This window comes from Streptomyces sp. NPDC017979, assembly GCF_044328175.1.
Taxonomy (GTDB): Bacteria; Actinomycetota; Actinomycetes; order Streptomycetales; family Streptomycetaceae; genus Streptomyces.
In genome coordinates this window covers 287,402-311,026 of sequence record NZ_JBIRGU010000009.1, presented here as the reverse complement: position 1 = coordinate 311,026, position 23,625 = coordinate 287,402, and the positions used below count along the sequence as shown (strand labels likewise).

At 69.1% G+C, this 23,625-nt stretch carries 21 protein-coding genes and 1 tRNA gene; 10 read left to right on the top strand and 12 right to left on the bottom strand.

Annotated features, from left to right (window positions below; translation table 11 throughout):
• Positions 1–11 precede the first annotated feature (11 nt).
• Positions 12–1,286, bottom strand: a complete 1,275-nt coding sequence (locus tag ACH4E8_RS23745; RefSeq protein WP_398451255.1) for a Twin-arginine translocation pathway signal — start codon at positions 1,284–1,286, stop codon at positions 12–14.
• 167 nt (positions 1,287–1,453) lie between these two features.
• Between ACH4E8_RS23745 and ACH4E8_RS23740 the strand changes: the two genes are divergently transcribed.
• Positions 1,454–1,780: a DUF6415 family natural product biosynthesis protein gene (locus ACH4E8_RS23740; protein ID WP_398451253.1), complete on the top strand. Its 327-nt coding sequence runs from the start codon at positions 1,454–1,456 to the stop codon at positions 1,778–1,780.
• Between the two features lie 85 nt (positions 1,781–1,865).
• Here ACH4E8_RS23740 and ACH4E8_RS23735 read toward each other — a convergent pair.
• The 9 genes from ACH4E8_RS23735 to dnaA form a co-directional block, all read right to left on the bottom strand.
• A tRNA-Ile gene (locus tag ACH4E8_RS23735) sits at positions 1,866–1,939 on the bottom strand.
• A gap of 174 nt (positions 1,940–2,113) precedes the next feature.
• Entirely contained in the window at positions 2,114–2,743 is a 630-nt protein-coding gene (locus ACH4E8_RS23730) for a DUF3566 domain-containing protein (protein WP_398451251.1), read from the bottom strand.
• A 3-nt stretch (positions 2,744–2,746) separates the two neighbouring features.
• Positions 2,747–5,431, bottom strand: coding sequence for a DNA gyrase subunit A (gene gyrA / locus ACH4E8_RS23725; protein WP_398451249.1), 2,685 nt, complete (start codon positions 5,429–5,431; stop codon positions 2,747–2,749).
• Between the two features lie 41 nt (positions 5,432–5,472).
• Complete coding sequence (gene gyrB / locus ACH4E8_RS23720) at positions 5,473–7,536, bottom strand: DNA topoisomerase (ATP-hydrolyzing) subunit B (protein ID WP_398451247.1); 2,064 nt, start codon at positions 7,534–7,536, stop codon at positions 5,473–5,475.
• Between the two features lie 367 nt (positions 7,537–7,903).
• The gene (locus tag ACH4E8_RS23715; protein WP_398451315.1) at positions 7,904–8,515 is read right to left on the bottom strand and encodes a DUF721 domain-containing protein; all 612 of its coding nucleotides are present in this window, start codon (positions 8,513–8,515) and stop codon (positions 7,904–7,906) included.
• Positions 8,516–8,523: 8 nt separating this feature from the next.
• Positions 8,524–9,735 carry a DNA replication/repair protein RecF gene (gene recF, locus ACH4E8_RS23710; protein ID WP_398451245.1) on the bottom strand — a complete coding sequence of 404 codons (1,212 nt, stop codon included), beginning with the start codon at positions 9,733–9,735 and terminating at the stop codon, positions 8,524–8,526.
• A gap of 47 nt (positions 9,736–9,782) precedes the next feature.
• Positions 9,783–10,661: a phosphogluconate dehydrogenase (NAD(+)-dependent, decarboxylating) gene (gnd, locus tag ACH4E8_RS23705; RefSeq protein WP_398451313.1), complete on the bottom strand. Its 879-nt coding sequence runs from the start codon at positions 10,659–10,661 to the stop codon at positions 9,783–9,785.
• Between the two features lie 117 nt (positions 10,662–10,778).
• Positions 10,779–11,909: a DNA polymerase III subunit beta gene (dnaN, locus tag ACH4E8_RS23700; RefSeq protein WP_398451243.1), complete on the bottom strand. Its 1,131-nt coding sequence runs from the start codon at positions 11,907–11,909 to the stop codon at positions 10,779–10,781.
• A gap of 986 nt (positions 11,910–12,895) precedes the next feature.
• Positions 12,896–14,731 carry a chromosomal replication initiator protein DnaA gene (dnaA, locus tag ACH4E8_RS23695; protein ID WP_398451241.1) on the bottom strand — a complete coding sequence of 612 codons (1,836 nt, stop codon included), beginning with the start codon at positions 14,729–14,731 and terminating at the stop codon, positions 12,896–12,898.
• Between the two features lie 413 nt (positions 14,732–15,144).
• Here dnaA and rpmH point away from each other — a divergent pair, with 413 nt between their 5' ends.
• From rpmH to ACH4E8_RS23650, 9 genes are all read left to right on the top strand, one after another.
• Positions 15,145–15,282, top strand: coding sequence for a 50S ribosomal protein L34 (gene rpmH, locus ACH4E8_RS23690; RefSeq protein ID WP_003949374.1), 138 nt, complete (start codon positions 15,145–15,147; stop codon positions 15,280–15,282).
• A gap of 18 nt (positions 15,283–15,300) precedes the next feature.
• Positions 15,301–15,672, top strand: coding sequence for a ribonuclease P protein component (gene rnpA, locus ACH4E8_RS23685; protein WP_361536321.1), 372 nt, complete (start codon positions 15,301–15,303; stop codon positions 15,670–15,672).
• Entirely contained in the window at positions 15,669–16,034 is a 366-nt protein-coding gene (gene yidD, locus ACH4E8_RS23680) for a membrane protein insertion efficiency factor YidD (protein WP_398451239.1), read from the top strand. The genes rnpA and yidD overlap by 4 nt, the downstream gene beginning before the upstream one ends.
• A gap of 3 nt (positions 16,035–16,037) precedes the next feature.
• The gene (gene yidC, locus ACH4E8_RS23675) at positions 16,038–17,384 is read left to right on the top strand and encodes a membrane protein insertase YidC (RefSeq protein WP_398451237.1); all 1,347 of its coding nucleotides are present in this window, start codon (positions 16,038–16,040) and stop codon (positions 17,382–17,384) included.
• A gap of 16 nt (positions 17,385–17,400) precedes the next feature.
• Positions 17,401–17,910 (top strand): R3H domain-containing nucleic acid-binding protein, encoded by a 510-nt coding sequence (locus tag ACH4E8_RS23670; protein ID WP_361536315.1) that lies wholly within the window; start codon positions 17,401–17,403, stop codon positions 17,908–17,910.
• 115 nt (positions 17,911–18,025) lie between these two features.
• Complete coding sequence (gene rsmG, locus ACH4E8_RS23665) at positions 18,026–18,742, top strand: 16S rRNA (guanine(527)-N(7))-methyltransferase RsmG (RefSeq protein WP_398451235.1); 717 nt, start codon at positions 18,026–18,028, stop codon at positions 18,740–18,742.
• Positions 18,743–18,968: 226 nt separating this feature from the next.
• Positions 18,969–20,045 (top strand): ParA family protein, encoded by a 1,077-nt coding sequence (locus ACH4E8_RS23660; protein ID WP_398451233.1) that lies wholly within the window; start codon positions 18,969–18,971, stop codon positions 20,043–20,045.
• A complete protein-coding gene (locus ACH4E8_RS23655; protein WP_398451231.1) occupies positions 20,042–21,142 on the top strand; it encodes a ParB/RepB/Spo0J family partition protein in 1,101 nt (366 codons plus the stop codon). The genes ACH4E8_RS23660 and ACH4E8_RS23655 overlap by 4 nt, the downstream gene beginning before the upstream one ends.
• Positions 21,143–21,446: 304 nt before the next feature.
• Positions 21,447–22,064 carry a GNAT family N-acetyltransferase gene (locus ACH4E8_RS23650; RefSeq protein ID WP_398451229.1) on the top strand — a complete coding sequence of 206 codons (618 nt, stop codon included), beginning with the start codon at positions 21,447–21,449 and terminating at the stop codon, positions 22,062–22,064.
• A gap of 99 nt (positions 22,065–22,163) precedes the next feature.
• Here the strand turns inward: ACH4E8_RS23650 and trxA are convergent, their stop codons facing one another.
• Together trxA and trxB are read right to left on the bottom strand one after the other, a co-directional pair.
• Positions 22,164–22,493 (bottom strand): thioredoxin, encoded by a 330-nt coding sequence (gene trxA, locus ACH4E8_RS23645; RefSeq protein ID WP_361959762.1) that lies wholly within the window; start codon positions 22,491–22,493, stop codon positions 22,164–22,166.
• Between the two features lie 50 nt (positions 22,494–22,543).
• Positions 22,544–23,518, bottom strand: a complete 975-nt coding sequence (gene trxB, locus ACH4E8_RS23640) for a thioredoxin-disulfide reductase (RefSeq protein WP_398451227.1) — start codon at positions 23,516–23,518, stop codon at positions 22,544–22,546.
• Positions 23,519–23,625: the final 107 nt, after the last annotated feature.

Below are 23,625 nucleotides of genomic sequence, written 5' to 3'. Positions count from 1 at the left end.
GGCGGGTGCCATCACCCCGAAACGGGCTGGAAGGCCAGCTCAAGCTGGGCGGCCAAGGGGCCCTTCTGCCACGGACTCATGTGACTCCGCAACATGGCCAGTTCACCGAGGTGACGCACCGACCCGGACTCGGCCGCGATCTGCGCCGACTCGGCGGCCAGTACGAGCGCCTGCTCCGGGTCCCCGAGCGCGACGTGCGCGCTGGCCTGCCGGGCGAGGTAGATGCCGGCGCGACGGCGGGCGCTGTCGGGCACGGCGGACGTCACGCGCTCCCACAGCGGCTGCGCCTGCACGTGCAGGCCGAGCCGCCCGTAGCAAGTCGCGCGCTGGATGTCGAAGAACAGCGAGTTCGTGATCGCCGCCGTACGGTTCCAGGGCGCGGGCGGCTGCTCGGGCCGGGTCCGGGCGGTGGTCTCGGCGGCGTCGAGGAGACGGTCCACGGCCCCCCGGTCGCCGAGCAGCGAATGACCGTGCGCCTGCTGGTACATCAACTGCATCCGCGCCACCGGAGGAATTCCGGGCAGCGACAGGCCGCGGCTGCACAGCGCGACGGCCGCCCGCCCGTCGCCCATCTCCGTGTGCAGGTAGGAGAGGTTGGCCAGGGTGTACGCGTGGAGGTCCGGGTCGTCGATGGTCTGCGCGTCGGCCAGCGCGGAGGCGTGCCAGGAACGCGCCGCGGTCCAGTCGCCGGCGTCCTGGTGGAGCCAACCGGCGAGTACGGCGTAGGCGGCGCCCACCCGCGTCAGGTCGTCGCGCACCGGCCCGTCGGCCGTGCGCGCAAGGCCGGCGATGAGCCGGTGCTGCTCCCCGACGGTCCCTATCAGGTCGCGGGGGTCGAGGAACATGTCGGCCGCGGCGTGCCCGGTGAGCTGTTGGCTGAAGTAGCCGACGAGTTGGGGATCGACGCGGCGGTGGGCCACGGCTCCGGCGGGCGCGGCGTTGACCGCGGCCAGCGCGCCCGCCGACCCGGCTGCGAGGAAGTTGCGGCGCTTCAAAGGGTCCTCCCTAGCGTCCGGGCCGGGGGGCCGGCCGGCCGACGGCGTGAATCCCAAGTCAGCGGGGCTGCACCCGAACGCCGCGCTGAGGACGGTGGCGGTGTCGGGACGCGGCCAGCCCGGCGTCGCGGACTCCCATCTGCGGTACGTCCGCACGCTGATGCAGAAGTGCGGGTCCTCCAGGATGTTCTGGCCGATGGTGCTCAGTGCCTCGGCGGCCTGCTCCTGGGAGTGCCACCCCTGCTCGATCCGGGCCGTCCGTAACTTCCTGTTGGTGTCTGGGCTCGCCACGTGTCCAAGGTACGCCTCCGCCGACGCGCGCTCCATGCCTCCTTTGGCCGTAGGTGTGCACCGAGTTGGCGGCGGCCGTCCGATGGCCGCTCAATGGCCGCACGGCGTCCTGGTCCACGCCCCGCCGCGCCGGTTCCATGGATGCCATGGCCGAGGGGCGAGTGGGCGTGAGCCTGGTTGACGTCACGCGAGACGTGCAGTTGGCATGGACGGTGGCCCAGGCGCTGCCGGACAAAGAAGTGGCCCTACGCGACCGCCTACGGACCCACATCTCCGTACTGGCCGCCCCGGCCGAGGCGTACGCCCGCAGCCTCCCCGCGGGCGGCCACCAACACGTTCTCCTCCGCGACATCCACCGCGCCCAAACAGCCGCCGCGGAAGGCCCCGGCCCCACCCCGCCCGGCGAATACCTGATACAGCTCGCGGAACACGTGAAGACCCTCGCCCGCTACGCGATCGCCGAAAGACGACGCCACCCCGAGCAAAGGACATGACGGCCCGGCCAGCATCCGAGCCGCCGACGGAATTCATGTGCAAACAGAAACCCCCGATCCTCATGGATCGGGGGTTTCGTCAATGTGGGGCTAACAGGATTTGAACCTGTGGCCTCATCCTTATCAGGGATGCGCTCTAACCAACTGAGCTATAGCCCCGCCGCGCTGCGCGCTGACCTCTGAAGATTAGCGCACGTCCGGCGCTGCTCCCAAATCCGTTCCCGACGGGGCCGGCGCGACGGCCCCGGGGCGGTGCCGGAACCGGTCCAGAACCGGTCCGGAACGGCCCCGGAACCGCCCCGCGACCCGCTGCGAGCAGCGGATTCGGGCTTGCTACTCGTCTTCCGCCAGGGTCAGCTCCACGCCGCCCACGAAGCCCGCCGACAGGTTGTAGATGAAGGCGCCCAGCGTGGCCAGTGCCGTCACCAGGACGACGTCGATCACCGCGATGACCGAGGTGAAGATCAGCACGCGCGGCAGGGACAGGAACGCCTGGAGGTCGAAGCCGTTGTTCTCGTTCGAGCCCGTCGCCTCGCTGATCGTGCCGCCGACCGTCGAGAAGACGCCCATCGCGTCCATGACCATCCACAGCGCCGCCGAGGCGACGATCGTGCAGATGCCCAGGGCGATGGAGAGCAGGAAGCTGACCTTCATCACGGACCACGGGTCGGCCTTCGCCACCCGCAGGCGCGCCTTGCGCGTGCGCGGGGTCGTGCGCGCCCCCGTGCGCGGCATGCGCACCGCGCCGTCCGGGTCCTCCTCCTGGGGCGTCTGGTACGCCTGGGGCGGACGGTACGGGCCCGACGGACGCGGCTTGGGGCGTTCGCCGCCGAAGACCGGGGACTGGCCGTCACGCGTGTCTGTCACCGCAACTCCTTGGGAGTCCGTGGCAGAGCCACGGGGACCGTTCGCTCCAGTAGCTCCGGCAGCTGCCGCCGGACCGGCTCCCGTGGCTCCACTCACGCTCTACTCCTCGTGCTCACCGGCCGGGGGCGTGGTGCCCTCGGCTGCCGCCTCGGCCGGACCGTCGCCGGCCTCGCCACTGATCCCCCTGACCTCTTCAGAGGTCTGCGGGGCCCCGTCGGTTCCCTCGGCGCCGACATCGGTTCCGACTTCGGTCTCGACGTCGGTTCCGTCGACTTCCTCGGCCTCGCGACCGGCCTCGGCGTTCCGGGCGATGCCCACCACGGCATCGCGCTTGCCCAGGTTGATCAGTTGAACACCCATGGTGTCACGCCCGGTCTCCCTGACTTCATTGACTCGCGTGCGAATCACACCGCCGCCGAGGGTGATGGCCAGAATCTCGTCGGACTCCTCGACCACCAGGGCGCCCACGAGCGACCCGCGGTCCTCCACGATCTTGGCGGCCTTGATGCCGAGGCCGCCGCGGCCCTGGACGCGGTACTCGTCGACGGCGGTCCGCTTCGCGTACCCACCGTCGGTGGCGGTGAACACGAACGTACCGGGCCGGACGACATTCATCGAGAGGAGTTCGTCTCCTTCGCGGAAACTCATCCCCTTGACGCCCGACGTCGCTCGTCCCATCGGACGCAGCGCCTCGTCCGTCGCAGTGAACCGGATCGACTGGGCCTTCTTGCTGATGAGCAGCAGGTCGTCCTCGGCCGACAGCAGCTCGGCGCCGATCAGCTCGTCGTCGCGACCGTCTTCGGTCTCCCGGAGGTTGATCGCGATCACGCCGCCCGAGCGGGGCGAGTCGTAGTCCTTCAGCGGCGTCTTCTTCACCAGACCGCCCTTGGTGGCGAGCACCAGGTACGGCACGGCCTCGTAGTCGCGGATCGCCAGGATCTCGGCGATCTGCTCGTCCGGCTGGAAGGCCAGCAGGTTGGCCACGTGCTGCCCGCGGGCGTCCCGGCCGGCGTCGGGGAGCTCGTACGCCTTGGCCCGGTAGACCCGGCCCTTGTTGGTGAAGAAGAGCAGCCAGTGGTGGGTGGTGGAGACGAAGAAGTGGTCGACGATGTCGTCTTCCTTGAGCTTGGTGCCCCGCACGCCCTTGCCGCCGCGCTTCTGCGAGCGGTAGTCGTCCGTCTTCGTGCGCTTCACGTAGCCGCCGCGGCTGATCGTGACGACGATGTCCTCCTCGGCGATCAGGTCCTCGATGGACATGTCGCCGTCGAAGGGCACCAGCTGCGAGCGCCGGTCGTCGCCGTACTTGTCCACCAGCACCGCCAGCTCCTCGCTGACGATCGCGCGCTGCTTCTCCGGGGAGGCCAGGATCGCGTTGTACTCGTTGATCTTCGCCTGGAGCTCGTCGTGCTCCTGGAGGATCTTCTGCCGCTCCAGCGCGGCCAGCCGGCGAAGCTGCATCTCCAGGATGGCGTTCGCCTGGAGCTCGTCGATCGCCAGCAGGTCCATCAGGCCGCCGCGCGCGATCTCGACGGTGTCGCTGCGCCGGATCAGCGCGATGACCTCGTCGATGGCGTCCAGCGCCTTGAGCAGACCGCGCAGGATGTGCGCCCGCTCCTCCGCCTTGCGCAGCCGGAAGCGGGTGCGCCGGACGATGACCTCGATCTGGTGCGTCACCCAGTGGCGGATGAAGGCGTCCAGCGAGAGCGTGCGCGGCACCCCGTCGACCAGCGCCAGCATGTTGGCGCCGAAGTTCGTCTGGAGGTCGGTGTGCTTGTAGAGGTTGTTGAGGACGACCTTGGCGACCGCGTCCCGCTTGAGGACGATGACCAGGCGCTGGCCGGTGCGGGACGAGGTCTCGTCGCGCACGTCGGCGATGCCGCCGATCCGGCCGTCCTTGACGAGGTCGGCGATCTTCTGCGCGAGGTTGTCCGGGTTGACCTGGTACGGCAGCTCGGTGACCACCAGGCACTGCCGGTTCTGGATCTCCTCGACCTCGACGACCGCGCGCATCGTGATGGAGCCGCGCCCGGTGCGGTACGCCTCCTCGATGCCCTTGCGGCCGACGACCAGCGCGCCGGTGGGGAAGTCGGGGCCCTTGATGCGCTCGATCAGCGCTTCCAGCAGCTCCTCGTGGGACGCGTCCGGGTGCTCCAGCGCCCACTGCGCACCGGCCGCGACCTCGCGCAGGTTGTGCGGCGGGATGTTCGTCGCCATGCCGACCGCGATGCCCGCGGAGCCGTTCACCAGCAGGTTCGGGAAGCGCGCCGGCAGGACCGTCGGCTCCTGGTTGCGGCCGTCGTAGTTGTCCTGGAAGTCGACGGTCTCCTCGTCGATGTCCCGGAGCATCTCCATGGACAGCGGCATCATCTTGCACTCGGTGTACCGCATGGCGGCGGCCGGGTCGTTGCCCGGGGAACCGAAGTTGCCGTTGGAGTCGACCAGCGGCATGCGCATGGACCACGGCTGGGCGAGCCGCACCAGGGCGTCGTAGATCGAGGAGTCGCCGTGCGGGTGGTACGTGCCCATGACGTCGCCGACGACGCGGGCGCACTTGTAGAAGCCCTTCTCGGGCCGGTAGCCGCCGTCGTACATCGCGTAGAGCACGCGGCGGTGGACGGGCTTGAGGCCGTCCCGCACGTCCGGCAGCGCACGCGAGACGATGACGGACATCGCGTAGTCGAGGTACGAGCGCTGCATCTCGGTTTCGAGCCCGACGGGCTCGATCCGCATGGTCGGCGGCTCGTCCTCGGCAGCGGTGGTGGCAGGGGTGTTCTCGTCGGCCATTGCTGGTCGTGGGTCCTTTCGTGCGGTCAGCGGGGGCCGACTCAGATGTCGAGGAAGCGGACGTCCTTGGCGTTGCGCTGGATGAAGGAGCGCCGGGCCTCGACGTCCTCACCCATCAGCACCGAGAAGAGGTCGTCGGCCTGGGCGGCGTCGTCCAGCGTGACCTGCCCGAGGACGCGGTGCTCGACGTCCATCGTGGTGACGCGCAGCTCCTCGGCGTTCATCTCGCCCAGACCCTTGAAGCGCTGGATCGAGTCCTCGCGGATGCGCTTGCCCTGCTGCTTGCCCAGCTCGACCAGGGCGTCGCGCTCGCGGTCCGAGTACGCGTACTCGAAGTCGTCCCGACCCCACTTGATCTTGTAGAGCGGGGGGCGGGAGAGGAAGACGTGGCCCGCCTCGACCAGCGGTCGCATGAAGCGGAAGAGGAAGGTGAGCAGCAGGGTGTTGATGTGCTGGCCGTCGACGTCGGCGTCCGCCATCAGGATGATCTTGTGATAGCGGAGCTTCTCGATGTCGAAGTCCTCGTGGACCCCGGTGCCGAAGGCCGAGATCAGCGCCTGGACCTCGGTGTTCTGGAGGATCTTGTCGATCCGGGCCTTCTCGACGTTCAGGATCTTGCCGCGGATGGGCAGGATGGCCTGGTACATCGGGTTGCGGCCGGACTTCGCGGAGCCGCCGGCGGAGTCGCCCTCGACGATGAAGATCTCGCACTTCGTCGGGTCGTTCGACTGGCAGTCGCTGAGCTTGCCGGGCAGGGACGCCGACTCCAGCAGGCCCTTGCGGCGGGTCAGGTCGCGGGCCTTGCGGGCGGCGACGCGGGCCGTCTGGGCCTGGATGGCCTTGCGGACGATGTCCGCGGCCTCGTTCGGATTGCGGTCGAACCAGTCGGTCAGGTGCTCGTGGGCGACCTTCTGGACGAAGGTCTTCGCTTCGGTGTTGCCCAGCTTGGTCTTGGTCTGGCCCTCGAACTGGGGCTCGCCCAGCTTGATCGAGATGATCGCCGTCAGACCCTCGCGGATGTCCTCGCCGGAGAGGTTGTCGTCCTTCTCGCGCAGCAGCTTCTTGTCCCGGGCGTAGCGATTCACCAGGCCGGTCAGCGCGGCGCGGAAGCCCTCCTCGTGGGTACCGCCCTCGTGGGTGTGGATCGTGTTCGCGAACGAGTAGACGCCCTCGCTGTACTGCGAGTTCCACTGCATCGCGATCTCGACCGAGAGCATCCGCTCCTTGTCCTCGGACTCCACGTCGATCACGGTGGGGTGCACCAGCTCGCCCTTGCGCGAGTTCAGGTACTTCACGAAGTCGACGATGCCGCCCTCGTAGTGGTACGTGACCGTGCGGGCCTGGTCGGCGTCCGCCTCCTCGGCGGTGTCGGCGCCGGCGGTGGCCCTCGCGGACTCGCGCTCGTCGGTGAGCTTCAGGGTGAGGCCCTTGTTCAGGAAGGCCATCTCCTGGAAGCGCCGCGACAGCGTCTCGAAGGAGTACTCGGTGGTCTCGAAGATGTCGCCGTCCGCCCAGAACGTGACCGAGGTGCCGGTCTCCTCCGTAGCTTCGTGCTGCGCCAGCGGGGCGGTGGGGACGCCGAGCTTGTAGTCCTGCGTCCAGCGGTGGCCGTCCGTCTTGACCTCGACGGCGACCTTGGTCGAGAGCGCGTTCACGACGGAGACGCCGACGCCGTGCAGACCGCCCGAGACGGCGTAGCCGCCGCCGCCGAACTTGCCGCCGGCGTGCAGCACGGTGAGCACGACCTCGACGGCGGGCTTGTTCTCGGACGGAACGATGCCCACGGGGATGCCACGGCCGTTGTCGATGACCCGGACGCCGCCGTCGGCGAGGATCGTGACGTCGATGGTGTCCGCGTGTCCGGCGAGCGCCTCGTCGACGGAGTTGTCGACGACCTCGTACACCAGGTGATGAAGGCCACGCTCACCGGTCGAGCCGATGTACATGCCGGGCCGCTTGCGGACCGCGTCCAGCCCCTCAAGGACGGTGATGGCGCTGGCGTCGTACGAGGCGGTGGCCTCGCCGCTGTCGCCGGCGGAGGTGGACGGGTTGATCTCGTTGGGGTTGCCGGAATCGGCCACGAAGCGCCCTTTCTGGCACAGCACAAGCCGTTCTCCGTGCAGACGGGTACGGCTGCGTCGTTTCGACATGTTCCGCAAGGTGGCGGGATTGTCCACCAGTCTACCGGTACCGCCGACACGAATGGGGGTTTGCCGGCGCTTGAGTCCGCATGTGCCGCCCTGGGACCCGTTGGCCCGACTCCCCATATCAGGGGAGGGGGCTCAAGAGGCTCACACGGGCATTGTGGGCTTCGAGCTGTCAAACGGTGCTCACGGTGTGGGAACGCCCGTCCGGGCACCCCCGACGACGCTCACGCAGGGTGCAGGAGAGGTGAAGGGACCGTACACGGACTGCCCCGCAAAAGGGACAAAGAGTGCAGGTGGCGGAAGGGGCGTACGCGTACGGGCCGGCTCACCCGTAGGTGTCGCCGGCGCCCGTGCTGCCCGGGGCCCGCAGCGGGCCGTAACCGCGCCGGGGCGCACCCGGCCCCATGACCTTGATCAGCCGTACGGTGCCCTGGCCCAGGTCCTCGTTGAGCCGGGCGACGAGCCGGGGCGCGAGCAGCCGGAGCTGGGTGGCCCAGGCCGTCGAGTCGCACTGGACGGTCAGGACGCGCTCGTCCTCGTCGTACCGCTGGGGTACGCAGTGGTTGGCCAGGCCCTCGCCGACGATCTGCGGCCAGCGGCCCATCACGCCGCCCACCGCGGCGGGCGTCTCCCAACCGCGCTCGGTGATCAGCCGGTTGATCGCGGCGCCGAGCGGAAGCGGATCGCGGCCGTCCGCGCGGGCGCCGGAGCGCAGGCCGCCGCCCCGGCGGGCCTGCTTGCGCTCCTGCGCGGCGGCGCCGCGGGCCCGGGCCTGCTCCTTGGCCGCGCGCAGGGCGACCCGCGCCAGGTCGACGCCGGAAGCGGCGGGTGCGCTCGGGGTCAGCGGGGCTTCCTGCTGCGCTGGAGCACCGGGTGCACCGGAGCCGCCGGGCAGACCCGGTCCACCGGGTCCGCCGGGTCCCCCGGGGAAGGGCATCGCTCCGTTCACAGCCGCGTCACCTCGCCGCCGGCCACCCGGTACCGCGCCCCGGCCAGCACCCCCGGCACGTCGTCGTCGACCGCCGCGGTCACCAACACCTGCTCGCCCGGCGCGACCAGCTCCGCCAGCGCCTCCCGACGGCGCACGTCCAACTCGGCGAAGACGTCGTCCAGGACGAGCACGGGTTCGTTGCCCTCGGCCCGCAGCAGGTCGTACGAGGCGAGTCGGAGCGCCAACGCGTACGACCAGGACTCGCCGTGGCTCGCGTACCCCTTCGCCGGCAGCCGGCCCAGCTTCAGCAGCAGTTCGTCCCGGTGCGGCCCGACGAGCGTCACCCCGCGCTCGACCTCCTGCTTGCGGGCCTCGCCGAGCGCGTTCATCAGCTGTGCGTACAGCTCTTCCCGCGGCTGGGGGAGGGTCCGTACGTCCCCCGCTGTACCGCCGTCGCTGCCGGTGCCGTCGCTGGCGTCACCGCTGGCGGAACGGTCCTCCAGCGCGGAGGAACGGTACTCCAGGACGACCGGGCCGCCCCCGGGTGCCAGCGATTCGTACGCCTTGTCCGCCAACGGCTGGAGCACCGAGATCAACTCCAGGCGCTGCGCCAGCAGCTCCGCTCCGGTGCGCGCCAGGTGCTGGTCCCACACGTCGAGCGTGGACAGGTCCGCCCCGCCGCCGGATGCGCCCTTGGCGACGCCGTGCCGGCGCGCCAGCGCCGCCGACTTCAGCAGGCTGTTGCGCTGCTTGAGCACCCGCTCGTAGTCGGACCGGACGCCGGCCATCCGCGGCGAGCGGGCCGTGACCAGCTCGTCCATGAAGCGGCGGCGGTCGCCGGGGTCGCCCTTGACCAACGACAGGTCCTCCGGCGCGAAGAGCACCGTACGCAGGATCCCCAGCACGTCACGCGGCCTGACCTGCGAGGACCGATTGATCCTGGCGCGGTTGGCCTTGCCGGGGTTCAGTTCCAGCTCGACGAGCTGGGAGCGCTCGCCCTGGGTGACGGCCGCCCGGATCACGGCCCGGTCGGCGCCGACCCGCACCAGCGGGGCGTCCGACGAGACGCGGTGGCTGGCGAGGGTGGCCAGATAGCCGACCGCCTCGACGAGATTGGTCTTGCCCTGGCCGTTCGCCCCCACGAACGAGGTGACGCCCGGGTCGAGGGCGACCTCGACCCGGGCGTACGAGCGGAAGTCGGCCAACGACAAATGCGTGACGTGCATGGCTGGAAGCCGACCTCCCCGGCCGAAGCCGTTACTTCTTGGTGCCGTTACTTCTTGGTCTCCACGGCGTGGCCGCCGAACTGATTGCGCAGCGCGGCGATCATCTTCATCTGCGGAGAGTCGTCCTGGCGGGACGCGAAGCGCGCGAAGAGCGACGCGGTGATCGCCGGCAGCGGCACGGCGTGGTCGATGGCGGCTTCGACCGTCCACCGGCCCTCGCCGCTGTCCTCCGCGTACCCTCGCAGCTTGTCCAGGTGCTCGTCGTCGTCCAGCGCGTTGACCGCCAGGTCGAGCAGCCAGGAGCGGATGACGGTGCCCTCCTGCCAGGAGCGGAAGACCTCGCGGACGTCGGTGACGGCGTCCGCCTTCTCCAGCAGCTCCCAGCCCTCGGCGTACGCCTGCATCATGGCGTACTCGATGCCGTTGTGGACCATCTTGGCGAAGTGGCCGGCGCCGACCTTGCCCGCGTGCACCGAGCCGTACTCGCCCGCGGGCTTGAGGGCGTCGAAGATCGGCTGGACGCGGGCGACGTTCTCCGCGTCGCCGCCGTACATCAGCGCGTAGCCGTTCTCCAGGCCCCAGACGCCGCCGGAGACGCCGCAGTCGACGAAGCCGATGCCCTTGATGCCCAGCTCGACGGCGTGCTTCTGGTCGTCCGTCCAGCGGGAGTTGCCGCCGTCGACGACGACGTCACCGGGGGACAGCAGCTCCGCGAGCTCGTCGACGGTGGACTGGGTCGCGGCGCCGGCCGGGACCATCACCCACACCACGCGGGGGGCGGGGAGCGCGTCCACAAGTTCCTGGAGGCTGTGGACGTCGGCGAGGTCCGGGTTGCGGTCGTATCCGACGACGGTGTGGCCGGCGCGGCGAATGCGCTCGCGCATGTTGCCGCCCATCTTCCCGAGGCCGACGAGGCCGAGCTGCATCTCAGTGTCCTTCGCTTCGTTCACGTGTTCCGAGGTTTCCGTACCTGACCTGGGTCGAGCCTACGACGGAGGATCCGGTGGGGCTCGACGGGCGCCGGGTGCAGCGGGCCGGCGGCCTCAGCCGGACAGCCGCACCGGCATGATCAGGTACTTGTACGCCTCGTCCGCGTCGGCGTCCACGGCCGGCTTGCCGCTGAGCAGCGCGGGCTTGGTGGAGGTCGTGAACGAGAGCTGGGCGACCGGGGAGTCGATCGCGCTCAGACCGTCGAGCAGGAACGTCGGGTTGAAGGCGATCGAGATGTCGTCGCCCTCCAGCTGGGCGTCGAGGCGCTCCACAGCCTGTGCGTCGTCGCTGGAGCCGGCCTCCAGGATCAGCACGCCCTGCTCGAAGCTCAGCCGGACCGGGGTGTTGCGCTCGGCGACGAGGGCGACGCGCTTGACGGCCTCGACGAACGGCGCGGTCTCGATCACCGCGACCGAGTTGAACTCGGTGGGGAACAGCGTCCGGTACTTCGGCAGGTCGCCTTCGAGCAGCCGGGTCGTGGTCCGCCGGCCGGCGCCCTCGAAACCGATCAGACCCTCGCCGGCGCCAGAGCCGGAGAGAGCGAGCGTGACGGTGTCTCCGCTGGTCAGCGCCTTGGCGGTGTCCAGGAGCGTCTTCGCGGGCACCAGGGCGACGGCGGACGCGTCGGCGTTCTCCGGCTTCCACAGGAACTCGCGGACCGCGAAGCGGTAGCGGTCGGTGGAGGCGAGGGTGACGGTGTCGCCCTCGATCTCGATCCGCACGCCGGTGAGCACGGGCAGCGTGTCGTCCCGGCCGGCGGCGATGGCGACCTGGGAGGCGGCGGCGGCGAAGACCTCACCGGGCACGGTGCCGGTGGCGGTCGGCATCTGGGGCAGCGCCGGGTACTCCTCCACCGGGAGGGTGTGGAGGGTGAAGCGGGAGGAGCCGCAGACCACGGTCGCCCGTACACCGTCTGTGGAGATCTCCACCGGGCGGTTGGGCAGGGCGCGGCAGATGTCGGCGAGCAGCCGGCCGGAGACCAGGACCGTGCCGTCCTCCTCGACCTCGGCGTCGACGGAGACCCGGGCCGAGACCTCGTAGTCGAAGCTGGAGAAGCTGAGCGCGCCGTCCTCCGCCTTCAGCAGGAGGCCAGCGAGCACGGGCGCGGGGGGACGGGCCGGGAGGCTCCTGGCCACCCAGGCCACCGCCTCCGCGAGTACATCGCGCTCAACCCGGATCTTCACCGGAACCGCCTCCTGCTATCGCCGTCTCGCCTTGCTGGCCTTCGTGTCGGCTGTGTCGCCGGGGACCAGTCTGACGCACGGCACCGACAGTAGGTGCGGCTCGGGGTCAAGTCGTGGCGGCGGGCGGATCGGGCTCCGGCGTCGAGTTGTGCACAGGCCCCGCTTCGAAACGGATTCACCGGTAACTCTAAGTGGGAGTAGTAGTAGGGCCTGTGGAAACCGTGGAAAACCTCGTTTGCGCAGCTCAGGCGCGGTTTTTTGTCCACCGGTCCTGTGGGTGACGGCAGTGGATAACCCGGGTTTCCTGTGGACGCCGGAAAGTTCTGCACAGTCGATGCACAGCCCGAGGGGAGTTCTCCCCAGTCCTGTCCCCAGCTTTACCCAGGTTCCCCACAGCCCAACCCGGCTCCCTGGTGTGACGGCTTTCACTCGACCCGGTGAGAGCGGGTGTTTCGTTGCCGAACAGTGGACAGCGGTGTGGAGAAGCTGTGGGCAACTGCCCCCGGCCTGTGGGTCGCCGGTGGACAACGCCCGCGGCGCCCTGTGGAAGGAACGGCTGTCCACAGTCTGTGGATTGCGGTTGGCCACAAATCCACAACCGGCTGACCTGCTGCGATCATGAGGTGATCGGCCCGCCTGTGGATGGAGTTGGGACAACTTCGCAGTCCCCAGCCTGTGGACGGACGATCGTCCCCGAATCTGTGGAGAACCCGGCTCCCGGGCCGGGTATTCGAACACCGCCCGCGGCCTCCGGCGCCGCTCCACAGCGCCCGCGCCCCCGGTTCGTACCCGAAAACGCGGTTGCGGACGCGCGGAAAGCCGCCGGCGCGGCCCTCGGACGGGTGCGTCGCGCCTCTCGGACGGTCGCGCAGAACGGCTCCCGGCGCACGCCCACCGCCCCGTGCGCACGCGCAGAGGCGCCCCGGGAGCGTTCTCCCGGGGCGCCTCGACGACGGCCGTCAGGGGCCGGTGGCGTGCTCGGTCGGTCAGCCGTTCTTGATGCGGTTGGTCAGCTCGGTGACCTGGTTGTAGATGGAGCGGCGCTCCGCCATCAGCGCGCGGATCTTCCGGTCCGCGTGCATCACGGTCGTGTGGTCCCGGCCGCCGAACTGCGCACCGATCTTGGGCAGCGACAGGTCCGTCAGCTCCCGGCACAGGTACATGGCGATCTGCCGGGCCGTGACCAGCACCCGGCTGCGGGAGGAGCCGCACAGGTCCTCCACCGTCAGACCGAAGTAGTCCGCGGTCGCCGCCATGATCGCGCCCGCGGTGATCTCGGGCGCCGAGTCCTCGCCGCCGGGGATCAGGTCCTTCAGCACGATCTCGGTCAGCCCGAGGTCGACGGGCTGCCGGTTCAGCGACGCGAACGCCGTGACCCGGATCAGCGCGCCCTCCAACTCGCGGATGTTGCGCGAGATCCGGGACGCGATGAACTCCAGCACCTCCGGGGGCGCGTTCAACTGCTCCTGGACCGCCTTCTTGCGCAGGATCGCGATCCGGGTCTCCAGCTCGGGCGGCTGGACGTCGGTCGTCAGCCCCCACTCGAAGCGGTTCCGCAGCCGGTCCTCCAGCGTCATCAGCTGCTTGGGCGGCCGGTCGGAGGAGAGCACGATCTGCTTGTTGGCGTTGTGCAGGGTGTTGAAGGTGTGGAAGAACTCCTCCTGCGTCGACTCCTTGCTCGCGAGGAACTGGATGTCGTCGACCAGCAGGATGTCCACGTCCCGGTAGCGCTTGCGGAACGTGTCGCCCTTGCCGTCCCGGATCGAGTTGATGAACTCGTTGGTGAACTCCTCGGAGCTGACGTACCGCACCCGCGTCCCGGGGTAGAGGCTGCGCGCGTAGTGCCCGATCGCGTGCAGCAGGTGCGTCTTGCCGAGCCCCGACTCCCCGTAGATGAAGAGCGGGTTGTACGCCTTCGCCGGGGCCTCGGCGACCGCGACGGCCGCCGCGTGCGCGAACCGGTTGGACGCGCCGATGACGAAGGTGTCGAAGAGGTACTTGGGGTTCAGCCGGGCGTGCGGTTCGCCCGGGCCGGCCGCGGCCGCGGACTGCGCCCCGGAACCGCCCGCAGACGTGCTGCCGGGCCCGCCAGGGCCCCCCGGTCCGGTCGGACCGCCGCGGTGCGGCGGCGGGGGCTCGGGGCGCTCCGGGCGGCCGGAGTCGTACCCCTGGCGCTCGGGCGGCTGCGGTGCGCGGTAGTCGCGCGGGGGCTGCGGCCGTGCGGTGGCGTACGGGTCCCGGTCCTGGAAGCCGCCCAGCCGCGGCTGCTGCCAGGACAGGTCCTCCTGGGTGCGCGGCCAGGCGCCCGGCTCGGGCCGCTGCTGGGCGTAGTCGGGGTAGGCGGGCCGGATCTCGGGCAGGCCGTCGTCGGCGGGCCGGTGGCCGTACCCGCCGTAGGGGCCGCCCTGCTGGTAGCGGTCGTCCGGCGGGTAGCGGTCGTCCTGCCCGTACTGACCGTCCGGCGGGTACGGGCCGTCCTGCGCTTCGTCGCGCCCTTCGTAGTGCGGCGCGGAGGAGGGCGCCGACTGCTGCGGCGCCGCGGGGCCGGCGACCGATTCGTCGACCGTGATCGCGATCCGGATGGGTCGGCCGCACTCCCGGCTCAGGGTCTCGCTGATCAGCGGGGCGAGCCGGCCTTCGAGGACCCGCTTCCCCCACTCGTTGGGGACGGCGAGCAGCGCGGTGTCCGCGACCAGCGCCAGCGGCTGGCAGCGCTCGACCCACTGCTTGTCCTTGGGCTCGACCCCCTGCGCCCCTTCGGCGAGGAGCTGCTCCAGCACCCGTGGCCACACTGCGGCAAGATCGGCAGGTACGTCAGCCACAAGGCACGCTCTCTCGCAGGTCCCGCGGCGTCCCACGAATGTGTGGTTCCGGGGACGGGGTGGGGGAAGGACAGTCAAGGACAGAAAGGAAAAGATTCGGAGTTCAGCCAAGGTAGTCAGCGCGACCCGCGTGGTTCAAGTTGTTGTCCACAGCCTGTGCACAGAGGGCCGTCTTTGTCGGACGGTCGACGGGCGACCGGGGGCTGGTTTGACCGGATGGCGCAGCCCCGCGTACCGTGACCAGGTCGAGTTGTCGATGGCTGCTGCCGCCTGCCTCCGATGGGCAAAGATCACAGAGTTCACCTTCCGTGGTCATGAAGCGGTGCACTCGGGCGAAACGCGAGCTTCTCGTGGGCGCACGGTGACAGCCAGGCGATGTCCCGCCATCTACGAATCATTTCTGGAGCCCCCGAGTGAGCAAGCGCACCTTCCAGCCGAACAACCGTCGTCGGGCCAAGACCCACGGTTTCCGTCTGCGCATGCGTACCCGCGCCGGCCGCGCGATCCTCGCGTCTCGCCGTGGCAAGGGTCGCGCTCGCCTGTCCGCCTGATCGCGCACAGGTCATGACGTGCTGCCTACCGAGAATCGGCTGAGGCGGCGCGAGGACTTCGCGACCGCGGTACGACGAGGACGCAGGGCCGGACGCCCCCTCCTGGTCGTCCACCTACGCAGCGGTTCAACGGACCCGCACGCGCCTGGGGAGAGCGCTCCCCCGACGTGTGCGGGTTTCGTCGTGAGCAAGGCAGTGGGTGGCGCGGTCGTACGCAACAAGGTCAAGCGCAGGCTGCGGCATCTGATACGCGACCGGCTCGCCGAGTTTCCCCCCGGTAGCCTGGTGGTCGTACGGGCGCTGCCCGGAGCGGGCGACGCCGACCAACCACAGCTGGCCCGAGACCTGGACGCCGCCCTCTCGCGGCTGCTGGGAGGGGGCACGCGATGAAGTACCCGCTGCTGGCTCTGATCAAGCTGTACCAGTGGACGATCAGCCCCATGCTGGGCCCCGTCTGCCGGTACTACCCGTCGTGTTCCCACTACGGATACACGGCCATAGACAGGCACGGTGCACTGAAAGGCACGGTGCTCACCGCCTGGCGGATCCTACGGTGCAACCCGTGGTCGCCAGGCGGAGTGGATCACGTGCCGCCACGAAAGCGACCGCGGTGGCACGAGATGCTGCGCGACGCCCTACGGGGCAAGGACGCCGACGGCGGCACGAAGGGCGGGCACCCCACGGACGTGCCTTCCCGGGGTAACCCCCCGAGCACGGCCGCAGACACCTCGCCCAATGCTCAAGGAGCCTGATTAGTGGACACGATTGCCGGTCTCTTCAGTTTTATCACCACGCCCGTCTCGTGGATCATCGTCCAGTTCCACAGTCTTTACGGGGCGATGTTCGGCCCGGACACGGGCTGGGCCTGGGGACTGTCCATCGTGTCGCTGGTGGTCCTCATCCGCATCTGTCTGATCCCGCTCTTCGTGAAGCAGATCAAGTCGATGCGGAACATGCAGGCGCTCCAGCCGAAGATGAAGGCGATCCAGGAGCGCTACAAGAGCGACAAGCAGCGTCAGTCCGAAGAGATGATGAAGCTGTACAAGGAGACGGGCACCAACCCGCTCTCCTCGTGCCTGCCCATCCTCGCGCAGTCGCCGTTCTTCTTCGCGCTGTACTACGTGCTCTCCAAGATCGCGTCCGGTGACGTCGTCGGCGTGATCAACGAGCCGCTGCTCGCCAGCGCCCGTCAGGCGCACATCTTCGGCGCCCCGCTGGCGGCGAAGTTCACCGACAGCTCCGCCAAGGTCGCCTCGCTCGACGCCTCGCTCACCGACGTCCGCGTCGTCACCGCCATCATGATCATCCTGATGTCGGCGTCGCAGTTCTACACGCAGCGCCAGCTGATGCAGAAGAACGTCGACCTGAGCGTGAAGACCCCGTACATGCAGCAGCAGAAGCTGCTGATGTACATCTTCCCGATCATCTTCGCCGTGATGGGCATCAACTTCCCCGTGGGTGTCCTCGTCTACTGGCTGACCACCAACCTCTGGACCATGGGTCAGCAGATGTACGTGATCAACCAGAACCCGACCCCCGGCAGCAAGGCCCAGGACCAGTACCTGGAGCGGCTGCTGAAGGGCGCCACCCAGCACGGTGAGGTCCGCTCGCGCCGCAAGCGCAAGGTCGTGCAGACGCTCGTCGCCAAGGGCTCGGACCGCAACGACAACGAGCGCAAGTTCATCAGCAGCCTGGCCAAGGCCGGCTACGCCGCCCAGGCGGACGGCACCGTGATCAAGAGCGAGACCATCGCCGCCGAGGCCGAGGGCGGCGCCGCCCAGCGTCGTCAGCAGCCCAAGCGGCAGACGAAGTCCAAGCGCCAGTCCGGCGGTGCCCAGCGGGGCGGCGGCAGCAGCGCCGAGGACAAGTCCTCCTCGGACTCCTCGGGCTCCTCCGACTCTTCCGACGATTCCTCTTCGGACTCCCCGTCGGACTCCTCGCCCAAGGGGTCGGAGTCCACGACGTCCTTGGAGAAGGACGCGTCACAGGGCGCGAAGCCCAAGTCCAAGCAGGCCGGACGCGCCAACTCGGCCCGCCAGCAGCCCAAGTCGGGACAGCGCAAGGGCCAGCAGCGCCCCAAGCACCCGTCGTCCAAGAAGTAGTAGAAGGAGTCCATCCGTGACGGAAGGCACCATCCCCGCCGCTGAGGAGAGCGACACCCTGACCCGCCTTGAGCAGGAGGGGGAGATTGCCGCGGACTACCTGGAGGGCCTGCTCGACATCGCCGACCTCGACGGCGACATCGACATGGACGTCGAGGCCGACCGGGCCGCGGTCTCGATCATCAGCGACGCCAACAGCCGGGACCTCCAGAAGCTCGTCGGCCGGGACGGCGAGGTCCTGGAAGCCCTCCAGGAGCTGACCCGGCTCGCCGTGCACCGCGAGACGGGCGACCGCAGCCGGCTGATGCTGGACATCGCGGGCTTCCGGGCCAAGAAGCGCACCGAACTCGCCGAGCTGGGGGCCAAGGCCGCCGACGAGGTGAAGAACTCCGGCGAGCCGGTGAAGCTGAACCCCATGACGCCGTTCGAGCGCAAGGTCGTGCACGACGCGGTCGCCGCGGCGGGTCTGCGCAGTGAGTCCGAGGGCGAGGAGCCGCAGCGGTTCGTCGTCGTGCTCCCCGCCTGACCTCGATCGTTCCGTCGGCCCCGTCTGTTCACAGGCGGGGCCGATCTTTGTCAGCCTGATAGTCATCAGCCACCCCGTTCGATGAACGACAGTGCGGTACGGAAGGACGGTCCCCGTGACGGAGGCAGCAGAGCTTCCCCAGGCGCCCGATGCGGCGCGGACGGCATTCGGAGAGTTCTTTCCGGAAGCCGTGCGGTACGCGGAACTGCTCGCTGACGCCGGCGTCAAGCGCGGCCTGATCGGCCCCCGTGAGGTCCCCCGGCTCTGGGAGCGGCACCTGCTGAACTGCGCGGTGCTCTCCGAGGTGGTGCCGGAGGGAGTCACGGTCTGCGACGTGGGCTCGGGCGCCGGTCTGCCCGGCATCCCGCTGGCCCTGGTGCGCCCGGATCTGAAGATCACGCTCCTGGAACCCCTGCTGCGACGGACCAATTTCCTCCAGGAGGTCGTCGAGCTGCTGGGGCTAGACCATGTGACCGTCGTCCGCGGGCGGGCCGAGGAAGTGCTGGGCAAGGTGCCTCCGGTGCACGTGGTGACCGCCCGAGCCGTGGCGCCGCTGGATCGGCTCGCCGGCTGGGGCGTTCCACTGCTGCGGCCTTACGGGGAGATGCTGGCTCTGAAGGGCGACACCGCCGAGGAGGAGCTGAAGGGTGCCCGTGCTGCGCTGAGCAAGCTCGGTGTGGTGGAGACCGAGGTGCTGCACGTCGGTGAGGGGCTGGTCGATCCGCTGGCCACCGTGGTGCGGGTGGAGGTCGGCGAGAGCCCGGGCGGGGTCCGCTTCGCCGCCAAGCGGGCGAAGGCGGCTCGGGTCAGCCGTGGTCGTCGGCGTCGCTGAGTAGTTCCATACGTACGTATTTCGGAGTGTCGTCCGGATGTCGTTTCGCGGCCCGGGCATCGTGTTTCACGTGAAACGTCGCTCACTGCTGCACGGAATCATCAGCCGCGGGCGTGCTGCCGCCCCGATTCGGAACCGCAGACCCCTCGCAGGGGTTACGAAGTTGTCCACAGACGTGGATTCATCCACAGAAGCACGGGCCTCGCTGGTTCATGACCCCGAAAGCATGGCAGGCTCTGTTCATCGCGAGCCTGAAGTCGAGGAGAGTGAATCCTTGCGGTCCGACGCCAACATCGCGGGACCGATGACCGATCCGGTCCCCGGTCCCCGTACCGAGTCGCCGGGAGACGATGTTTCACGTGAAACACCGCCCCCCTTGGACGACACCCCCATCGGCCGTGCAGCCCAGCTGGCCATGGAGGCATTGGGGCGTGCCGGCGAGGGGCTGCCCCGACCTGCGCAGACGCGCATCGTCGTCGTCGCCAACCAGAAGGGCGGCGTGGGCAAGACGACGACCACCGTCAACCTTGCTGCGTCGCTCGCGCTGCACGGCGCACGTGTTCTTGTGATCGATCTGGATCCGCAGGGCAATGCCTCCACGGCACTGGGGATCGATCATCACGCCGAAGTGCCCTCGATCTATGACGTCCTGGTGGAGAGCAAGCCGCTCTCGGACGTGGTCCAGCCCGTCCCGGACGTCGAAGGTCTCTTCTGCGCCCCGGCCACCATCGATCTCGCCGGTGCGGAGATCGAGTTGGTGTCGCTGGTGGCGCGGGAGAGCAGGCTCCAGCGTGCGATTCAGGCGTACGAGCAGCCCCTGGACTACATCTTCATCGACTGCCCTCCGTCGCTCGGGCTGCTGACGGTCAATGCCATGGTGGCCGGGGCCGAGGTCCTGATCCCCATCCAGTGCGAGTACTACGCGCTGGAAGGCTTGGGGCAGTTGCTGCGGAACGTCGATCTGGTGCGCGGCCACCTGAACCCCGTGCTGCACGTGTCGACGATCCTCCTCACGATGTACGACGGTCGGACCCGGCTCGCCTCCCAGGTGGCCGACGAAGTCCGCAGTCACTTCGGTGAGGAGGTCCTACGGACGAGCATTCCGCGCTCCGTCCGCATCTCGGAGGCACCGAGCTATGGACAGACGGTGCTGACCTATGACCCGGGGTCCAGCGGATCCCTGTCGTATCTGGAAGCGGCACGAGAGATCGCCTTGCGCGGCGTCGGCCTCCAGTACGACCCGCATCACGCCCATGCGGGCGTGCAGAACAGCCAGAAGAACGTCTCGGAGGGGATCCAGTGAGTGAGCGACGTAGAGGGTTGGGGCGGGGGCTCGCCGCCCTGATCCCTGCAGCTCCCCAAGAGAAGCCGGTGCCCACCGGTAGCGGGGGGAGCCCTTCGGGGTCATCTCCCGTGCAGACCGTGGACCGCGGAGTCACGACGCCCACGTCGCTGAAGCTGCCGTCGGCCGCCCCGGCGCCCGACTCCGTCGTGGTGCCCGAGCCGGAGCCGGATACCGCTCCTGAGCTGCTGACGCCGGTCGGTGCGTTCTTCGCGGAAGTGCCGCTGGACTCGATCAGCCGTAACCCCTTCCAGCCGCGCAAGGTCTTCGACGAGGACGATCTCGCCGAACTGGTCGTCTCCATCAAGGAGGTCGGGCTCCTCCAGCCGGTCGTCGTTCGACAGACTGAGCCGGAGCAGTATGAGCTGATCATGGGTGAGCGTCGTGTGCGGGCCTGCCGTGAGGCCGGCCTGGAGACGATCCCCGCCATCGTCCGCCACACGGACGACGAGAAGCTGCTGCTGGACGCGCTCCTGGAGAACCTGCACCGGGTACAGCTGAACCCGCTGGAAGAGGCGTTCGCCTACGACCAGTTGCTCAAGGACTTCAGCTGCACCCATGACCAGCTCGCCGACCGGATCGGCCGCTCCCGTCCTCAGGTCTCCAACACCCTGCGGCTGCTGCGGCTGACGCCCGCCGTTCAGCAGAAGGTGGCGGCCGGAGTGCTGATGGCCGGGCACGCCCGGGCGCTGCTCGGTGTGGAGGATCCGCAGACACAGGAAGAGCTGGCCCGGCGGATCGTCGCCGAGGGGCTCTCGGTGCGCTCGGTCGAAGAGATCGTGAAGCTGTACGAGTCCGAGGCCAAGGGTTCGGCCAAGCAGAAGAAGGGCCCGCGGGCCGGCGCTCGGGTTTCGCCCGCGCTCACCGACCTGGCGTCCCGTCTCTCCGACCGCTTCGAGACCCGGGTGAAGGTCGACCTGGGGCAGAAGAAGGGGAAGATCGTCGTCGAGTTCGCCTCGATGGAGGATCTGGAGCGCATTCTCGGCACGCTCGCTCCGGGCGAGGACCGGGCCCTGGAGAAGGGCCTGACGGGAACGGGCGAGGACGGCGAGGACTGACCTTCCCGCACGATCGACGGAGGCGGGCCGACACGGTGCATCACCGATGGCGGCCCGCCTTCTGCATGACATCGGTGTCCGCTTCGAAGCCGGATGGATACGATGCGTGGGGTAGGGACGCATCCACGGTGTGAGCCGCCTCGGAGGAGGACAGGGCCATGCGATCGGTCAGCCGCAGTCAATGGGTGACGGCCGGGTTGGGCCTGGGAGCGGTGGGGGGCTTCGTCACCAGCCTGCTCCTTGAGCGGAGCGTCCTGGCAGCCGCCCGGAACGCGGCCGGGGAAGGAAGCGAGGAACAGCCTTCATGGGGCGTCGGCTTGTACCCCTCACCCTGGACAACCTTTCGGACCTCCCCAGGCGATGCCGCTCGTGCGTCTTCTGGGAACTTGATCCGGTCAGCGGAGAAGCAGCCGTAAAGGCGGGCACGCCCGAACTGGAGAAGGAAGCGTGGATCTCCGCGGTGCTGCTGGAGTGGGGCTCCTGCGGACGGGTCGTCTACGTCGACGAGGTGCCGGTGGGCTTCGTCCTCTACGCGCCTCCCGCTTACGCGCCGCGCTCGTTGGCCTTTCCCACGAGTCCGGTGTCGGTGGACGCGGTTCAACTGATCACCGGGTGGATCGACCCCGGTTACCAAGGGCAGGGGCTCGGCAGGGTCATCGTGCAGACGGTTGCCAAGGACATACTGCGCCGGGGCTTCAAGGCGATCGAAGCCTTCGGTCTGGTGCACTGGCAGGAGCCCGTCTGCGTCCTGCCCGCTGACCATCTGACGGCCGTGGGCTTCAAGACGGTCCGTCCGCATCCGACGTATCCACGACTGCGGCTGGAGCTGCGGAACACGCTCTCCTGGAAGGAAGACGTGGAGCTGGCGTTGGACCGGTTGCTGGGAGCGGTGCAGAAGGAGCCGGTGCTGCGCCCCCTGTAACACCGAGGCCCGCCCCCGGATGGGGACGGGCCCTGGCGCATGTTTCACGTGAAACAACGCAGGCGCATCAGCGCCGTGAAGTGGCTGCTCGTGCAGTGCTCAGCCGAGGAAGCTCTCCAGGTCGCGGACGATCGCGGCCTTCGGCTTGGCGCCGACGATGGTCTTGGCGACCTCGCCGTTCTGGTACACGTTCAGCGTCGGGATGGACATGACGCCGTACTTCGCAGCAGTGGCGGGGTTCTCGTCGATGTTGAGCTTGACGATCTCGATCTTGTCGCCGTGCTCGGCCGCGATCGCCTCAAGCGACGGCGCGATCTGGCGGCACGGACCGCACCAGGCGGCCCAGAAGTCCACCAGAACGGGCTTGCCGCTCTTGAGGACCTCCTCTTCGAAGGTGGCATCCGTTACGTTCTTCAGCGCGCCGGCCACGGCGGCCTCCTTAGTCTTCTGCGGGGTGGCGGGGAGTTGCTGGGGTGGGATCAGACCGCAGCGGTCTGCTCGGCCTGGGCGGCCTGCTCGCCATCGGCCAGCGCGGCGAGGAAGCGCTCGGCGTCCAGAGCGGCGGAGCAGCCCGTGCCGGCGGCCGTGATGGCCTGGCGGTAGGTGTGGTCGACCACGTCGCCGGCGGCGAACACACCGGTGACGTTGGTGCGGGTGGACGGGGCGTCGACCTTCAGGTAGCCCTCGTCGTCCAGTTCGAGCTGACCCTTGAAGAGCTCGGTGCGCGGGTCGTGGCCGACGGCGATGAAGAGTCCGGTGGCCGCCAGGTGCGAGGTCTCGCCCGTCTTGGTGTTGCGCAGGGTCAGGCCGGAGAGCTTCTGGTCGCCGTGGATCTCCGCGACTTCGCTGTCCCAGGCGAAGGAGATCTTCGGGTCGGCGAAGGCACGGTCCTGCATGGCCTTCGAAGCACGCAGGCTGTCCCGACGGTGGACGATGGTGACCGACTTGGCGAACCGGGAGAGGAAGGTCGCCTCCTCCATCGCGGTGTCGCCGCCGCCGACCACGACGATGTCCTGCTCCTTGAAGAAGAAGCCGTCGCAGGTGGCGCACCAGGAGACGCCGCGTCCGGAGAGCGCGTCCTCGTTCGGCAGGCCGAGCTTGCGGTGCTGGGAACCGGTCGTGACGATCACGGCCTTGGCCTTGTGCACGGTGCCGGCGGTGTCGGTGACGGTCTTGATCTCACCGCTGAGGTCGACGGAGACCACGTCGTCCGGCACCAGCTCGGCACCGAAGCGCTCGGCCTGGGCCCGCATGTTGTCCATGAGGTCCGGGCCCATGATGCCGTCGCGGAAGCCGGGGAAGTTCTCCACATCGGTCGTGTTCATCAGTGCGCCACCGGCGGTGACGGCACCCTCGAACACCAGCGGCTTCAGCGACGCCCGCGCGGTGTAGAGCGCCGCCGTATAGCCGGCGGGTCCGGAGCCGATGATGATCACGTTACGGACGTCGCTCACGGATTTCTTCCTCGTCTCTGCAGGCTGGCTGCTGACTGTTGGGCCCGGGGTCGAAGGCTCTCACCCCACCCAACGGATCCTACGGGGGATGCATTCCCGTGTTGTCA

Excerpts from the sequence above, each read along its gene's own strand:
- ACH4E8_RS23660 (WP_398451233.1), top strand. The coding sequence starts at position 18,969 with ATGGCAGGCTCTGTTCATCGCGAGCCTGAAGTCGAGGAGAGTGAATCC.
- ACH4E8_RS23715 (WP_398451315.1), bottom strand. The coding sequence starts at position 8,515 with ATGCCCTTCCCCGGGGGACCCGGCGGACCCGGTGGACCGGGTCTGCCC.
- gyrA (WP_398451249.1), bottom strand. The coding sequence starts at position 5,431 with ATGGCCGACGAGAACACCCCTGCCACCACCGCTGCCGAGGACGAGCCG.
- yidD (WP_398451239.1), top strand. The coding sequence starts at position 15,669 with ATGAAGTACCCGCTGCTGGCTCTGATCAAGCTGTACCAGTGGACGATC.
- ACH4E8_RS23650 (WP_398451229.1), top strand. The coding sequence starts at position 21,447 with ATGGGGCGTCGGCTTGTACCCCTCACCCTGGACAACCTTTCGGACCTC.
- gnd (WP_398451313.1), bottom strand. The coding sequence starts at position 10,661 with ATGCAGCTCGGCCTCGTCGGCCTCGGGAAGATGGGCGGCAACATGCGC.
- recF (WP_398451245.1), bottom strand. The coding sequence starts at position 9,735 with ATGCACGTCACGCATTTGTCGTTGGCCGACTTCCGCTCGTACGCCCGG.